General features: G+C 54.7%; 17 protein-coding genes. 4 read left to right on the top strand and 13 right to left on the bottom strand.

The features are described 5' to 3' along the window. Positions 1-3: 3 nt before the first annotated feature. The 6 genes from PGQ95_RS00925 to PGQ95_RS00900 all read right to left on the bottom strand — a co-directional run bounded on the left by PGQ95_RS00925 (position 4) and on the right by PGQ95_RS00900 (position 5,517). The gene (locus tag PGQ95_RS00925; protein WP_271032164.1) at positions 4-483 is read right to left on the bottom strand and encodes an aromatic-ring-hydroxylating dioxygenase subunit beta; all 480 of its coding nucleotides are present in this window, start codon (positions 481-483) and stop codon (positions 4-6) included. Beyond that, complete coding sequence (locus PGQ95_RS00920) at positions 483-1,787, bottom strand: aromatic ring-hydroxylating oxygenase subunit alpha (RefSeq protein WP_047044172.1); 1,305 nt, start codon at positions 1,785-1,787, stop codon at positions 483-485. The genes PGQ95_RS00925 and PGQ95_RS00920 overlap by 1 nt, the downstream gene beginning before the upstream one ends. A gap of 22 nt (positions 1,788-1,809) precedes the next feature. Continuing rightward, positions 1,810-2,322 (bottom strand): nuclear transport factor 2 family protein, encoded by a 513-nt coding sequence (locus PGQ95_RS00915; protein ID WP_047044174.1) that lies wholly within the window; start codon positions 2,320-2,322, stop codon positions 1,810-1,812. Between the two features lie 18 nt (positions 2,323-2,340). Continuing rightward, positions 2,341-3,507 carry an acyl-CoA dehydrogenase family protein gene (locus PGQ95_RS00910; protein WP_271032165.1) on the bottom strand — a complete coding sequence of 389 codons (1,167 nt, stop codon included), beginning with the start codon at positions 3,505-3,507 and terminating at the stop codon, positions 2,341-2,343. 39 nt (positions 3,508-3,546) lie between these two features. Further along, the gene (locus tag PGQ95_RS00905; protein WP_271032166.1) at positions 3,547-4,692 is read right to left on the bottom strand and encodes an amidase; all 1,146 of its coding nucleotides are present in this window, start codon (positions 4,690-4,692) and stop codon (positions 3,547-3,549) included. Positions 4,693-5,040: 348 nt separating this feature from the next. Continuing rightward, the gene (locus tag PGQ95_RS00900) at positions 5,041-5,517 is read right to left on the bottom strand and encodes a MarR family winged helix-turn-helix transcriptional regulator (protein WP_430916721.1); all 477 of its coding nucleotides are present in this window, start codon (positions 5,515-5,517) and stop codon (positions 5,041-5,043) included. A 148-nt stretch (positions 5,518-5,665) separates the two neighbouring features. On the opposite strand from PGQ95_RS00900, the gene PGQ95_RS00895 reads away from it, so the two are divergent. Continuing rightward, the gene (locus tag PGQ95_RS00895) at positions 5,666-6,625 is read left to right on the top strand and encodes a nickel/cobalt transporter (RefSeq protein ID WP_395226593.1); all 960 of its coding nucleotides are present in this window, start codon (positions 5,666-5,668) and stop codon (positions 6,623-6,625) included. On the opposite strand, the gene PGQ95_RS00890 is transcribed toward PGQ95_RS00895, so the two are convergent. Next, positions 6,622-7,128: a MarR family winged helix-turn-helix transcriptional regulator gene (locus PGQ95_RS00890; protein ID WP_087859695.1), complete on the bottom strand. Its 507-nt coding sequence runs from the start codon at positions 7,126-7,128 to the stop codon at positions 6,622-6,624. The two genes, PGQ95_RS00895 and PGQ95_RS00890, sit on opposite strands and share 4 nt — an antisense overlap. Before the next feature lie 80 nt (positions 7,129-7,208). Here PGQ95_RS00890 and PGQ95_RS00885 point away from each other — a divergent pair, with 80 nt between their 5' ends. Continuing rightward, complete coding sequence (locus PGQ95_RS00885; RefSeq protein WP_087859694.1) at positions 7,209-8,075, top strand: EamA family transporter; 867 nt, start codon at positions 7,209-7,211, stop codon at positions 8,073-8,075. Positions 8,076-8,187: 112 nt separating this feature from the next. Here PGQ95_RS00885 and PGQ95_RS00880 read toward each other — a convergent pair whose 3' ends face one another. Continuing rightward, complete coding sequence (locus PGQ95_RS00880; protein WP_015369896.1) at positions 8,188-8,400, bottom strand: YdgH/BhsA/McbA-like domain containing protein; 213 nt, start codon at positions 8,398-8,400, stop codon at positions 8,188-8,190. Between the two features lie 369 nt (positions 8,401-8,769). Here PGQ95_RS00880 and PGQ95_RS00875 point away from each other — a divergent pair, with 369 nt between their 5' ends. Both PGQ95_RS00875 and PGQ95_RS00870 read left to right on the top strand, forming a co-directional pair. Further along, positions 8,770-9,087, top strand: a complete 318-nt coding sequence (locus PGQ95_RS00875) for an antibiotic biosynthesis monooxygenase family protein (RefSeq protein WP_271032169.1) — start codon at positions 8,770-8,772, stop codon at positions 9,085-9,087. A 21-nt stretch (positions 9,088-9,108) separates the two neighbouring features. Continuing rightward, positions 9,109-9,810 (top strand): ArsR/SmtB family transcription factor, encoded by a 702-nt coding sequence (locus PGQ95_RS00870; protein WP_113372974.1) that lies wholly within the window; start codon positions 9,109-9,111, stop codon positions 9,808-9,810. A gap of 21 nt (positions 9,811-9,831) precedes the next feature. Here PGQ95_RS00870 and PGQ95_RS00865 read toward each other — a convergent pair whose 3' ends face one another. The 5 genes from PGQ95_RS00865 to PGQ95_RS00845 form a co-directional block, all read right to left on the bottom strand. Beyond that, the gene (locus tag PGQ95_RS00865) at positions 9,832-10,416 is read right to left on the bottom strand and encodes a helix-turn-helix transcriptional regulator (RefSeq protein ID WP_045396712.1); all 585 of its coding nucleotides are present in this window, start codon (positions 10,414-10,416) and stop codon (positions 9,832-9,834) included. 5 nt (positions 10,417-10,421) lie between these two features. After that, complete coding sequence (locus PGQ95_RS00860; RefSeq protein WP_045396640.1) at positions 10,422-11,126, bottom strand: flagellar brake protein; 705 nt, start codon at positions 11,124-11,126, stop codon at positions 10,422-10,424. A gap of 400 nt (positions 11,127-11,526) precedes the next feature. Further along, positions 11,527-12,393, bottom strand: coding sequence for an aldo/keto reductase family oxidoreductase (locus PGQ95_RS00855; RefSeq protein WP_430916718.1), 867 nt, complete (start codon positions 12,391-12,393; stop codon positions 11,527-11,529). Positions 12,394-12,508: 115 nt separating this feature from the next. Then, positions 12,509-13,738: an amino acid permease gene (locus tag PGQ95_RS00850; RefSeq protein WP_087859690.1), complete on the bottom strand. Its 1,230-nt coding sequence runs from the start codon at positions 13,736-13,738 to the stop codon at positions 12,509-12,511. A gap of 139 nt (positions 13,739-13,877) precedes the next feature. After that, positions 13,878-14,339 carry a multidrug/biocide efflux PACE transporter gene (locus PGQ95_RS00845; protein WP_430916716.1) on the bottom strand — a complete coding sequence of 154 codons (462 nt, stop codon included), beginning with the start codon at positions 14,337-14,339 and terminating at the stop codon, positions 13,878-13,880. Positions 14,340-14,416: the final 77 nt, after the last annotated feature.

Genomic DNA, 14,416 nt, shown 5'->3' with positions numbered 1-14,416 from the left:
TCCTCACAGGATGTAGCCAATGCTATGCAGGTAATCGTCGCCGTTAATCAGGCGCACGACCTTTTGCAGGATGCGGAAACTGTCGCCCTCCGGCGCCAGCGTCCAGGTGACGTCAGCGGCGTAGTGCTGTTCATTGCCCTTGCGATACTCGTAAAGGAATTGGGCGCAGCGTACTTCGACGACCTCATCGCTGACGCCGAGCAGGCGATAACGGCCGCTCATGCGGATAGTGCGCGCGCGCGGGGTGGTGGAGATCGATTCGCCGCTGTATAAACGCTGCACGCGTTTTTCCCGCATCTCGTGGTTGTCGTAGGCGTAGTTGAGCACGTTGGCGAAATCGGTGGTCTGCTGGTCGATGGGAATGATGTACATTCCCTCGGTGCGCCACAGCGCCAGCCATTCACGAAATTCGCCTTGATCGAGCAGGTCCGCTTCCAGGTTAATAAACTGAATGGCGGCGTTGAGGATAGGTGATGTGTTCATTATTGCCCCCGATTGTCAGCGGTCATGTACTTTTTCCATTGTTGGTAAGCGGCGCGCATGCCGGTTTCGGCGCTGACGTCGCTGCGCAGGCCGTCGGCGGTGCGGACTTCGCCGGGCAGGCCGCGATTGAGCATGATCCACAGATCGTCGCCCGCGCCGCCGCCGCGCTGCACCCGCTCCCAGGCCTCTGAATCATCGGGGGTACCGAAGCCCATCGGACCCTGGAAGTGTTCGTGCAGCCGCAGGCGCGCCTGGTTGGCGATCGCCGGGCCATCTTTCATGGTCAGCACCATGTGATGAATTTCCGTCTCTTTTACCGATATCGGCTGCAGCACGCGGAAGAAGGCCATTGAACAGGCGACATTGGGAAACAGGTTAAGGTTAAAACCGCTGCCGCCGACCGCGCGTACGATGCGCCGCACCTGCTGCTCGTCGTGGCCTTCCTCGCGCAGGGCCTGGGCCAGCTCGCTAAAGCGCTCCGGGATTGGCGCATCGAGATTGGCTTCCAGATCGATAAGCTCGGGGATCATCACCATCACGCTGTGGCCGTTGCCGAGATCTTCCACGAAGCCTTTGCCGTCGACGAAGTTGAGCATCTCTTCGGTCTGTTTATCGACCGAGCTTAAAAACGACTTATGGACGATAGGGAAGTGATAGCCGTCGGTGGTATTTTCCAGCTGGATTTTCCAGTTGCCGGGAAAGCGAAAACGGTGCGCGGTGGTAGCCTGCAGCGCGTAGCCAGCCCCCTGTTTCATGAACAAATCCATCCATTTCATCGCCGGGCCGAGGAAGTCGGTCAGCGGTTCAATGTCGTGGTTGAAGCTGGCGAAAATCATTCCGGCGTAGCTTTCAACGCGCAGGCGCACCATGCCGAGCTCAGATTTGTTCAGCGTATCGCCGTAGCTCTCTGGATGCGGTACCCCGCGCAGCGCGCCGTCGAGGCCATAGCCCCAGCCGTGATACGGGCAGGTAAACCCGTTCGTTTTCCCGCTGCGATGTTCGCAAACGGTGGCGGCGCGGTGGCGGCAGCGGTTGAGCAGCACGTTGATATTGCCTTTGCGATCGCGTACGACGATTACCGGCTGGGTACCCACCATCGAGGATTTATAGCTGCCGGCGTCAGGGATTTCGCTCTCGTGGGCGACCCACACCCAGGTACGGTTAAAAATGTTGTCGATCTCGAGGTCGAAAATTTCCTCGGAAGTATAGAGACAGGTATGGACCCGGTCGCTTTGCACCAGTGCCGCCAGCGTTTCGGCGGTATGGCGGGTATCGATATTTTTTACCGGAATACATTCAGACATTGTCACTCTCCACATATCTCTTTTAATGACCATCAGGCACCGGTAAATCGGCGAGCGAATGCCAGTCAGCTACCGGGCGGCTAAATAAATTACGGGTGGTAAAATGATGAATTAACCACTGTTGATCTTGTTTAATAAATTCAATGACGAGCTCCGCGCTATTTAAATGCGAGCCGCCGCGGCGAAACGTCGAAGCCTGCAGCATTTTCCAGCGGCCAACCGCGCGGTTATTTTCGCCAACGCAAATATGCTCGGCCGTTAAATAATGTACGTTAATGGCGAAGTGTGACGGTTCGCTAATATAAGCGTTCATCATCCCGACGATCGCCGCTCTGCCGCAATGGCGCCCGAGCTTTTGTTGATATAATTCGCCGATACCTTCCCAAATAGCCGTTTCGCTAAATAGCGCGCCAATTTGCCGGGCGGTATCCGGATGCGTCAGGTCATCACAGAGATGCATATACTGGCTGATGGCGTTTCGGATCTGCACTACGGCTTCCAGCTTCTCCAGGCGTTGCAGCATTTCTTCATTCATTGCCGGCTCCGTGTTGACTTATAAATAGCCGGGCTGCGGCGAGTGGCCGAAGAACATATTGCCGGCGTTGATGTAGGTCAGCTCGCCCATAAAGGCGTGCTGGGTGATGACCATGGAGTCGCGGGCATAGCGCTGCAGCGGGCTACGCATTGAAATGCCCGGCATCCCGGCCAGTTTCAGCGCGCGGGTGGTAACCGACGCAGAAACTCGGGTAATGTGGGTGGAAGAGAGGCGCATGGCGTTAATCCGCTCTTCTCCCGGTTCATCGCCGCGCAGAATCGCCTGCCAGACGTCGTCGATGGCGTCATAGAACCAGCAGCGCGCCGAACGCAGTTCCGCTTCGCAGTGGGCGATTTCCATCTGCGCGAATTGACGATCCGCCAGGCACGGCGCGCCGGTGACCGAGCTCTGGCGTTCGGCAATGGCGTAAATTTCCGATAACGCCGCGCGGGCGATACCCAGCGCGACCACCGACAGTACCTGAGTGGCCAGCGACAGTACCGGGTAGCGATACAAAGGGCCTTCGAGGTTAAGTTCGCCGCCGCGAATAAAGGTCCACTCCTGCGGCACGAAGGCATTATTCAGCACTACGTCATGGCTGCCGGTACCGGAGAGGCCGACCGTATTCCAGACCGGATCGATAGTGAACTCCCCGGCGGGTAGCACCGCGATGCGCGGCAGCGGACGATCGCTGCCGTCATCGGTCAGAATGCCCACGCCGATAAGTTCGGCGCCGCTGCAGCCGCTGGCGAAGCTCCAGCGCCCGCTGACGCGGTAGCCGCCATCCTGAGTCGTCGCTTTTTGCGGCGGGAAGATCCCGCCGGCAAAGACAATATCCGGCCCGTGGCGGTAAAGCTCATCGAGACTGCTCGGCGGCAGGCCGCCAAGATAAAACGGATTCATGCCGAAGCTCGCCACCCAGCCGGCAGATCCGTCCGCCGTTGAGAGCGTTTCAATTAACTGACAAAACTCCGCAGGTGATATTTCATCGCCGCCGTAGCGTTTTGGCACCAGCGCGCGATAAACACCAATCTTTTTAAAGCGGGAAATGATATCTGCCGAGATATATTTCTGCTGCTCGAACTCCTCGCTGCGTTTTTTAATATCCGCGAGTAATTCGGCAAATTCTATTGTCGTGGCGTGCAGGGTCTTTTCCGCACGCGAAGTTGCAGAGGGGTTTAACATGCGATTTAGCCTCTTCCAGTTAATGAAAGTACGGTTTTATTATTTTAATTTTTCCAGCAAATACTCAGCGTAATTAAGTAAATCGAACTCTTTATTTTTATTGGCGACTAATTGCAGAGCCACCGGGCGATGATTAACTTCGCCAAGCGGCAGGCTCAGGGCCGGATGACCGCTTAAATTAAATGGGCGCACCAGGCGAGTCAGGTTGACCACTTTGAGCGGATCCGCCGCTTCTTCCAGCGTTGGCGGGCATTCTGGCAGGGTCGGCAGCAGAATCAGCGGGGTTTTCGCCAGTTGCGCATCCACCGCGGCGCTGAATTGTTGACGCACGCTTTCCGCAGCCTGCCGCTGCTGAGGGCCGATCTCCGCGCCAGCGCGGATCCGCTGGGCGACGTCCGGCGCCAGATTCGGCGCGTCGATAATGTTGTGAAACGCCAGCCAGTTTTCCTGGCTTATCACCGTAAGCCCGGCCTGATGCGCTTCGTTGAACCCCGGCAGTTCAGCGCGAGTCCATGTCAGACCCGCCTGCTGCAGACGTGAGACGATCAGTTGCTCAATTTCCGGCGTTGCCATGCCCGCCAGATAGCTTATCGCGGGGGCTTCCCGGCGCGCAGGAGACACTGATTCCCCCAGCGCTTTTGCCAGCGCCTGACGCAATGTGGCGATATCGCGGGCGAACAGGCCGACGCAGTCGAGCGAACTTTCAGTCGGCATGACGCCAGCGCGGCTAAGACGGCCAAAGCTCGGCTTCAGGCCAGCCACGCCGCAGCAGGCCGCGGGCATTCGCACCGAGCCGCCGGTATCGGTGCCGACGGCGAAGTCGACTTCACCGGCCGCGACCACGGCGGCAGAGCCGCTGGACGAACCGCCGGGGATTAACTGCGGATAATGCGGATTACGCGGCGTACCGCTATGCGGGTTAATGCCGGTAACGCCAAAGGCCAGCTCGTGTAGGGTCGTTTTGCCGCGCAGCTGGCAGCCGTTATCCAGTAGCGCCGCGACTACGGCGGCATGGCGGACGGCAGGCGGCGCATCCTGCAATACCGGGCTGCCGGCGCGGGTCGGGAAACCGGCAATATCGAGGCTGTCTTTGACCGCAAACGTCAGCTCGCCGTCGCCAAGGGTAAAGCGCGAGATAAACCCGGATTGTGCGTTTTCTGTCTCTGTACGATGTTCAGTAACCATGTTTCACAACTCCGTAAGGGGTGATAATTACCGCGCTAAATGACTAAAAAACGACCCGCTGGCGTTTGAGATAATCTTGTCAGTAAAACTTGAAATTTCAAGTAATTTGTCACCCGTTTTTTACATCGAAATTCATGATAAGACGACGCTATGAAGGCAATGATTTTTATTAATGTATTGATTTTTATGGATAAAAAATTGTGTTTGAATTTTAATCTCTTGAGGGGCGTCACAAAAATAAATGAAAAATATAAGTTAAAAAAATGATAAAAAAGTGTGCGAAAAACGCAGGGGAGGGCAAAATAAAAAGAATAACCATTTATAGAGAATGGTTATTATTGCAGGGGATTAGTCATCGAGATTATGCAGAATGAGCGTCAGCACCTGATTCATCTTTTTTTCCTGCGCTGGGGTGATGCCCTTGAAGGCTTTAGCAAACACGGTTTCCGCTAACGCCCGGGCTTCGGCAACTTTGGCTTCACCGGCGGCGGTAAGTTCCGCTTCGGTGACCCGACCATCGCTGACGCTAACGTGGGTCGTGAGCAGGCCATCATCGCGCAGACGGCCAACAATTTTGGTCACCGTTGGCATCTTACTAACGGCATATTCGGTGATCCGCGAAATACTGGCGCGGTGGTACTGATGCACCAGCATCAGTACGCGAAAGCGGGAAAGGTCGATGTCGATTTTTTTGAGCTCGATTTCCATTAATTGGGTATAACGGGCGTAAACGTTAACCACCCAAAAGAAGGGAAACTCTTCTTTATGAAAGCGGCTTTCGTGGCTCTCTGGCGGGGTCGAAGAGTGAGTCTTATCCACAAGCATCTCCTTGCCTGACGACGATAGAATGTGCAGATGGTATGCGTATTTGGCGGTTATTGCAAAACGCAATACGCTGTAATAAGGCCCTGCGATGCTGAGGTGATTAAGCTGACTTCGGCACAATGCGAGACCTCTAAAAGGTGACGACATTATGTTAGCCATACGTTATTTAAGCCGCGAAACACGCTTGCTGCTGGCGGGCGTGCTGGGGGTTGCGCTGCTATGGGCCGCCATGACGCTGCATGCCCATTGGGGAGTGTTTATTCAGTGGTGTCTGGCGATGCAAATTACCCTGCATCGCTACCTGGTCATGTACCTGTTGCAGCTCAACGATAACCAGTACAGTGGCGGCGTCTGGCTGCTGGTTGGGGCATTTCTCTATGGCGTGCTGCACGCAATTGGACCAGGGCACGGTAAATTCATCGTCACCACGTACCTCAGTACCAACCAGGAGAGCGTGGCGGCAGCGCGGATTGTCCCGTTCCTTGGCAGCCTGATGCAGGGAGTGAGCGCCATATTATTCGTCTTTATCCTCGCGGTTGGCCTGAACCTGGCCTCTGGCGACCTTAGCGCCAGCCGCTGGTACGTGGAGAAAATTAGCGCCCTGATGATTGGCGCCTTTGGCGCATATGTTATCTACCGGGCGCTGGCAAGCCTGCGCCCGCGCAAAATGACGATTAACGCAGTGACGTCTTTGCATGGGCATGATGCACAGTGCGGCTGTGGCCATCATGGCGTTGGGCGCGAATTACACGGCGTCGACTGGAAAACTCGCCTTGGCGTCGTGCTGGCGATTGGCGCGCGTCCCTGTAGCGGAGCAATCATGATCCTGATGTTTGCTAATGCGCTGGGAATTGTCAGTTGGGGCATTGCCGCGGTGATGACCATGGCATTAGGCACCGCGCTTTCAATCCTCGGATTGTCGCTGGTGGTACGCTATGCGCGCAATCGGGCGATCAACTTGTTCATCGCCGATAGCCGTCAGCTACGCTGGCTGGTGCCGTTGGTGAAAATGATCGGCGGCGTGCTGCTCCTCTTGTTTGCTACAGTGCTGTTTCTAACTGTCATCCCGGTCAGCGCCAACGGCGATTTTATTGCCGCCGGATGTTAGTCGTTTTCCAGCAGGCGCATCAATACCCGCAGCGCCTCGTCTAACTGCTGGCGTTGGGGGACGGAAAGCCCCGCCAGCAGTTGTTGCTCATTCGCCACGTGGGTGGCAACCGCCTCATCGATCAGCGCTCGTCCCTCTGGCGTTAACGCTACCAGCATGCTGCGGGCATCCTGAGGATTTGCTAAGCGGGTAATCAACCCTCGTTTTTCCAGCGCCTTGAGGCGATGAGTCATCGTGCCGGAGGTAATCATCAGTGTCGAAAAGAGCTGGGTCGGCGACAGCACGAATGGCTCGCCGGCGCGGCGCAGCGTCGCCAGCATGTCGAACTCCCAGCGTACCAGAGAATGTTTGATGAAAGCCGTCTCAACGCGCGGCTCCAGCAGCATGGCGCAGCGTTTCAGGCGGCCGATTGGCCCCATCGGGCTGCAATCCAGATCCGGGCGCTCGCGCTGCCATTGGGCGAGAATGCGGTCAACGGCATCCGTTGGCGGTAATTTGTCCATGCGTGCTCACTTATCTTGATATCAAGATATTTATCGATACATACTTGCTACACAATTTAACTTGATATGAAGATAAAATCATGGCCTTTTTTACTCGTCATCTGGCGGTCGATCTGCTGCTGACCGCGCTGGCTCCCGCTATCTGGGGGACCACCTATATCGTTACTTCGCAGTTCCTACCGCCGGACCGTCCTTTTATCGCCGCGCTGTTGCGGGTGTTACCTGCCGGAATTGCGTTGTTACTGTGGAGCCGTCAGTTTCCTCAGCGTGGTGAGTGGTGGAAGCTGATCATCACCGGAATATTAAATATCGGCGCCTTTCAGGCGTTACTGTTTATCGCCGCTTATCGTCTTCCCGGCGGGTTGGCGGCGGTGATCGGCGCGATTCAGCCGCTGCTGGTGATGCTGCTGGCCTGGTGCGTGGATCGCCAGCGTTCGCCGTGGCTGGCGGTGGTTTCCGCCTGCGCCGGGATCATCGGTATGGCGATGTTGCTGCTTTCTCCGCGCACGGTGCTGGATTCGTTAGGTATCGGCGCCGCCTTTCTTGGCGCCGTTAGTATGGCGCTGGGCACCTGGCTGTCGCGGCGCTGGGCGCTATCGTTGCCGGTCGTGGCGATGACCGGCTGGCAATTGCTGATTGGCGGGATCGTTTTACTGCCTATCGCGCTGCTGGTGGACCCGCCGCTGCATAACGTTACCCTATTACAGGCCGCGGGTTATGTCTGGCTGTGCGTAGCCGGGGCGATGCTGGCGTATGGCTTATGGTTTCGCGGTATCAGTCGATTGTCGCCGGTGGCGGTATCGGCAATGAGCCTGCTAAGTCCGGTGACGGCGGTACTGCTGGGATGGATTTTTCTCGGTCAGAGAATTGAGGGAATGGCGTTGGCGGGGCTGATTGTGGTGCTGGCGAGTGTGCTCTCTATTCAGCGCGCGCTGGCGAAACGTTGACGTGAAAAAGCCCCATGAAGGGGCTCGACATTGCCGTATTTTTTTACGTGGCGGGAGCCAGACCAGCCGTCCTCAGACGACCTGTCCGGCAGCTCCCTCTGCGACCATTCGGTTATTTAGACAGTTCCGCCGTCATGTGTACCTGATTACCGGTATAGGCTTCGGTAATGTGGTAAGAGGCGCCCTGATCTTTAGCGATAGCAGCGATTTTTGCTTCTGCGTTGTCCAGGGTATCAGAGGTCACGCTTACCGGGTGAGCCGCAAAGCTTGCGAAAGAAACCAGAGACAGCATACCAGCAGCAGCAAGTAATTTTACGTTTTTCATGGTGTTTATCCTTTTAACTTTTATGGTGGAAAGCGTTGTGCTTTCGATGGGTTTATAATAAGTCTGCTAACTATAACGTACGTTGCAAAAAGTGCGATTTAGATCACATTTTTGTGACGGTTGCATGACTGCAAATGGAATTTTTATTGAAAAAAACTTTAAAAACAGAATGTTATATCTCATCTTCGATAATGCTAATTTCCGTTGACCCGCGTTTAAGCCTCGCCAGAATTTTGCTTGGCATTCATTGTGTGAATGGTTTGGTGGTTTTTTGGCTTTCTGTAACGGTGATACTTCGCCCGCTGGCGAAGCATTGCTAGCCATCGGCGCGCTACAGTGCTGCTTCATTCGTTACTGGAGGAAAAAACCATGATTGCGGTACTCTTTGAAGCACAGGTCACGCCAGCGCAGCAGGAACGATACCTTGCGCTGGCGGCACAGCTGAAACCGCTGCTGGAGACTATCGACGGCTTTATCGCCATTGAGCGTTTTCAAAGCCTCAGTGCGCCGGGGAAGATATTGTCGCTGTCCTGGTGGCGGGATGAGCAGGCGGTGGCGGACTGGAAGCGCAATATTTGTCATCAGGCGGCGCAGCGGGAAGGGCGGGAGTCTATTTTTGCTGATTATCAGATTCGCGTGGCGCAGGTGCTGCGTGAATATCAGATGCAGAGTCCGCGCTCTGCGTAACCGACATTAAGCGGAGGCGTTATGCTGCAACCTGCGGTTGTGATTAATGATGACGAAGCGCTGGCCGTGGCGATGGCGGCGGTTGCTTCGGCGATGGCTGACCCTTCACGAGTGAAAATACTCTGCGCGCTAATGGATGGCCGGGCATGGACAGCGACTGAGCTCTCCGTCGCGGCGGACATTTCGCCGTCGACCGCCAGCGCGCATCTTAGCCGGTTAGTCAGCAGTCGCTTACTGATCTGCCTGGCGCAAGGGCGGCATCGCTATTATCGCCTGGCGGGTGGTGATGTCGCCGGATTGCTGGAAAATATGATGACGATGGCCGGAAAAAGCGCGGTGCCGCTGGCCACACGGACGCCGGGGACGCTGCGTATGGCGCGTACCTGCTACGATCATCTGGCGGGTGAGGTGGCCGTCGCCATCTATGATTTTCTGCAACAGCAAGCGTGGCTCACGGCTAATGGCGCAGCGCTTACCGCGACGGGGGAGGCGCATTTCGCCCGCTTAGGTATTGCGTGCGATGGCGGCTCCCGCCGCAAAGCCTGCTGCGCCTGCCTCGACTGGAGCGAGCGCCGTTTTCATCTTGGTGGTGCCGCGGGCGCTGCCTTGTTGCAGTGGGGCGTGCAAAAAGGTTGGTTCATGCTGGTGCCCGGCTACCGAGAAGTGACAATTAGCGAGCCCGGTAAGCGGGCGCTGCGTCAACACTTTGGTTTGGCGCTGTAGACCCGGCAGCGGTATGCCCGTTCAGCAGTGATTCATATTGACGATTTGCTTATGCATCACCTGCGAGCTATTCATTCCCAACTTTTTCATGATGTGAATGCGATGGCTGTGCACCGTCTTATGGTCGATATTCAGCAGCGAGGCAATTCGCTTATTGTTATTGCAGGCGATAATAAGTTCCAGTACCTGCAGCTCTCTGGCCGTCAGCTTTCGCTGCGTGCGCAAATACCGGGACTGCGGGTTTTCATCCTGCGTTCTGGTAATTGCCGAAAATGCGTCTAAGGAAGATTTTTCCGTCAGGATTAACAGGTTTTCCAGATCTATTAATTCCCGGCACAGATTGGCGATATCGCTTTTTACCATCAATACCAACAATGTACAGCGCGAGAAATGAAAGCGCAGCTTGTTGAGTAATACGACCGTATCGGCAGCGGATATATCCTTGTGGATCATATTGAGGATCACCGTCTCAGCCAGGGGCGCGACGCCCCCTTGTACGATGTCCTGATAACTGGCCTGGGTGATATCCTGGTGAATATCGCTCAGATAATCGTGAATAGATTGGCCAATGATATTGTCGTCGGTGTACAGCAAGATATTGTTCAAGGGCATTAAACTCTCTTCTTCCGCTTGGCTTCCAGAATCAAATCGATCAGCGTTTTTTCTATTTTCTTCCTGTCGTCGCTGCGGCGGAACTTAAACTGACAGGAAATCTGATAGTAGTTTTCCTGATTCTTCTCTTCGCTATCCAGCGTGACCATCGCCACGTTCTTGATAACCAGATCAACGGTGATTTCGCCATATTCCGCCAGAGACAGAATGGCGTTTTTCAACGTTGAGTTGTTGGCAAGGAATTTCAGGTTTGGACTTTGCGCAATCAGCGCGCAGCCGCCATCAGAAATATCTTTGATATCAAAAGCATAGTTTTCGCCATTTTTGTGGCGGCCATGACAAAAGAAATCATTCTCATCGCGCAAACGAAATCTGGGATCTCGTCGTCTTTGTACAACCTGGATGCATTCTGGTAACGCAAATGCCACCTTATTGCTATTCTCCGCGCCGCCAGCGGAATTCTTCTGCCGCTGGGAGGTGAACTCGATCTTTCCTGAATCGCTATGCAGAATAAATTTGAATTTATTCCCCGCCGGGATTTTGCTCTCGCTGCGGATATGGAATTCGGCAAAATCGACACGCGCAATCTGAGTACTGATGCTTTTGTTATTAAAGAAAATTTCTATCTCTGTTTGCTTTCTCTGTTCCTCTCTGAAAATAGCAATGATTTCATACTTACTGGTTTTTATCGTTCCCTCTATCATGGGTAATCCTTGTTGAATCGTTACTGTGCATAGTTAATTTTTTTTACAGCAATAGCGACATACTGATTATGTTAACCAGATGTTTTTGTGAACGTTCGATGATATTGACTATCTTTGTGGCCAAATTGATTTGTATAAACGTCGAAGCCGATATTGTTTTTTCCTGTAATCAAGAGTGTTAACAAAAACCATGGAACAATACAAACGACAACAGCCTCCCAATTAGGAGGCCTAAGAAATAACGTAACTCAATGCAATTTATAAGGTTATTGCCCGGATAAGGAATCAGCAAAACCCGATTTGTAGGATATATAGTGCCAGCAGAGATGGCCTAATTCCAGCTTAATATTAAGGGGATAACCCTTTACGACAAACGCCGTAAAGGGGGGAGTTGACGCCATCAGCGGGTGATGCTATCCAGCGTCGCCAGCGCCTCGGCGGGCAGAGAAATCGTCGCGGCGGCGAGATTTTCCCTTAAATGCGCCACCGATGAGGTGCCCGGAATCAGCAAAATATTCGGCGAGCGCTGCAGTAACCACGCCAGCGCCACCTGCATCGGCGTGGCGTTGAGCCCGGCGGCAACCTCGTTAAGCTCCTGCGCCTGTAGCGGCGTAAAACCACCCAGCGGGAAGAACGGCACGTAGGCGATGTTTTGCTGCGCCAGCGCGTCGATTAACGCGTCGTCACCGCGGTTAGCGATGTTGTATTGGTTTTGTACGCAGACGATGGGCGTCAGCTTCTGCGCATCGGCAACCTGTCTGGCGGTGACGTTACTCAGACCGATGTGACGAATCAGACCGCGGGCTTTTAGTTCCAGTAAGGTCGTTAGCGGTTCCTCCAACGAACCTTCCACCGGGCCGTGGGTGCCGAGCATGCTGCGCAAATTAACCACCTCCAGCCTCTCCAGGCCGAGGTTACGCAGGTTATCTTCGACGGCCTGGGTGAGTTCCGCCGGCGACATCGCCGGTAGCCAGTTGCCTTTCTCATCGCGGCGGGCGCTGACCTTGGTGACGATACACAAATCATCGTCATAGGGATGCAGCGCCTGGCGAATTAGCTGATTGGTGATATGCGGGCCGTAGAAATCGGAGGTATCGATATGATTCACCCCGGCGGCGACGGCTTCTTGCAGAACGCGAATGGCGGCGTCGGGATCTTTTGGCGGGCCAAATACGCCGGGGCCGGCGAGCTGCATGGCGCCGTATCCAAGCCGATAAACCTGACGGTCGCCTAAGATTGCGACCCCGGATAATGTTACGTTGGACATAATGACTCCCTCCGATGATAGGCAAGGAGTAAGTGTAATCCCGTCAGGGAGAGGTAATGGGCGAGAATGTTGGCAGAACGTGCGGCGACGCTGAAGGCGTCGCCGCGAGAGCGATTTAACTGAAGAACATCACCGAGACGCAGAGCAGCCCGACGATCAAGGTTATGAGATTACCCAGTGAACGATAGGGCTTGAGCGCCGGGATAATGTAGGTCGACAGCGTCGGCATGATGAACAGAATCATGGCGATAAGCGGGCCGCTGATGGCGTAAATCATCGAGATGGCGTTCGGATTGATAAAGCAGACGATGAAAGTCAGCGCCGAGACCAGCATAATCGACATGGCGCGGTTAAAGGCGCGGCTCTTGCGAATGCCGAGCTGGCCGAGAGACGTTTTAACGATCTCGCTGGCGCCTTCGATCACCCCAAAATAGGTGCCGAGGAACGATTTCGACATCGCGACCACCGCGACGATAATGCCGGTCACTGCAAGCCAGCCCGGCGCGCCCGGCGCCATGGAGAGCGCAGAGAGAATCGTCACCCCTTCATTACGCGCGGCTTCGATGTACGGCAGCGGAATGGACAGCAGGCAACTGAAGACAAAAAACAGCACGCTGGCGCAGATGATGGTGTAGGCCACCTTCATGATTTTTTTGCATTTACCCATGGCCAGCTCACCATATTTCTCCTGCTGATCGATAGCGAAGGTCGAAATAATCGGCGTATGGCTAAAAGCGAAAACCATCACGGGAATTGAGATCCAGATTTGGTGCCAGGTCTTTGCGTTCAGCTGCATCTGACTGGTGAGGTGTTCCGGTTGCCAGCTGCCAATCAGGTAGATGGAGAGGAACAGGAAACAGCCAATCAGCGGGAAGACGAGGAATCCCATCACTTTGATGGTCATATGGCGCCCCATCAGGAAGATCAGATTCAGTACCAGCACCACGGCGAGGCTCAGCAGAGCGCGTACCCCAGGGGTCATCGCCACGTGTCTCGCCAGTTGTTCAGCCAGCGAATTAGTGATTGCCACGGCATAGATCAGGATCACCACGAAGAAGGCGAGAAAGTACAGGCTGGTGATCAGATTGCCGACTTTTTTGCCGTAGTAATGATTGACCGCGCCGGTGATCCCTTCACCGGCCGCCACTTTTGCCGACAGGATGAATTGACACAGCGCTCTGTGCGGCCAGTAGGTTAACGGCCAGGCAACCAAAGCGGTAAGGAACAGCACGATGGCGCCGGCCGAACCGAGTTGAATCGGCAGGAATAGGGTGCCGGCGCCTACGGCAGTGCCATATAGAGCAAAACTCCATAGAGTTTCTTCTTTAGACCAAATTTTAGACATTATGCGAATTTATCAACCGTATAACCCAAAAAAAGGAGTGCAATTTACCACATTTATGAATCGTTTGCGGTGATAGTTTTCGGCGATAAATAAACCTGCGGATCGCCAAAGGGTTAGGCGATCCGCGCGATCGAGAACGTTAATTATTCGGCAGACTCTGCGGCTGGCGATACTTCAGGACGCGCATGCGCAGCGTATCCCACGCCCAGTTAAAGAACATGGTGTAGGGCAGGAAGAACAGCATAAAGCCGATTTCCAGCATAAATGCCTGCACCAGCGACACGCCGAGTACCAGCGCGACGACGGTGACGCCGATGATGATAAAGCCGCACTCAAAGCCGATGGCGTGCAGCGCGCGCACCCACAACGTACGCGCCAGTCGTGAAACCGGCCACAGACGGTCGAAGGCGGCGTTATAGATCAGGTTCCAGACCATCGCCATGGTGGCGAGCAAAATGGCCAAGCCGCCCATTTCGACCACCGATCGCTGCATTAACCAGGCCGCGGTCGGGGCCAGAATTAACGTGGCGAGGCCTTCAAAGCTCGCCGCGTGGAGTACGCGTTCCAGTAGCGTCTTACGTTGCAGGTTATTGGTTTTCATTTTGGGATACCTCGTGTTAGTTCTGTCATCCAGATTTACCCGGCATTTTATGGAAAAATGTGATAAACAAAAGATAG

Source organism: Klebsiella sp. 141240, assembly GCF_050600805.1.
Classification (GTDB): domain Bacteria; phylum Pseudomonadota; class Gammaproteobacteria; order Enterobacterales; family Enterobacteriaceae; genus Klebsiella; species Klebsiella aerogenes.
This window is presented reverse-complemented; position numbering and strand designations above follow the sequence as displayed.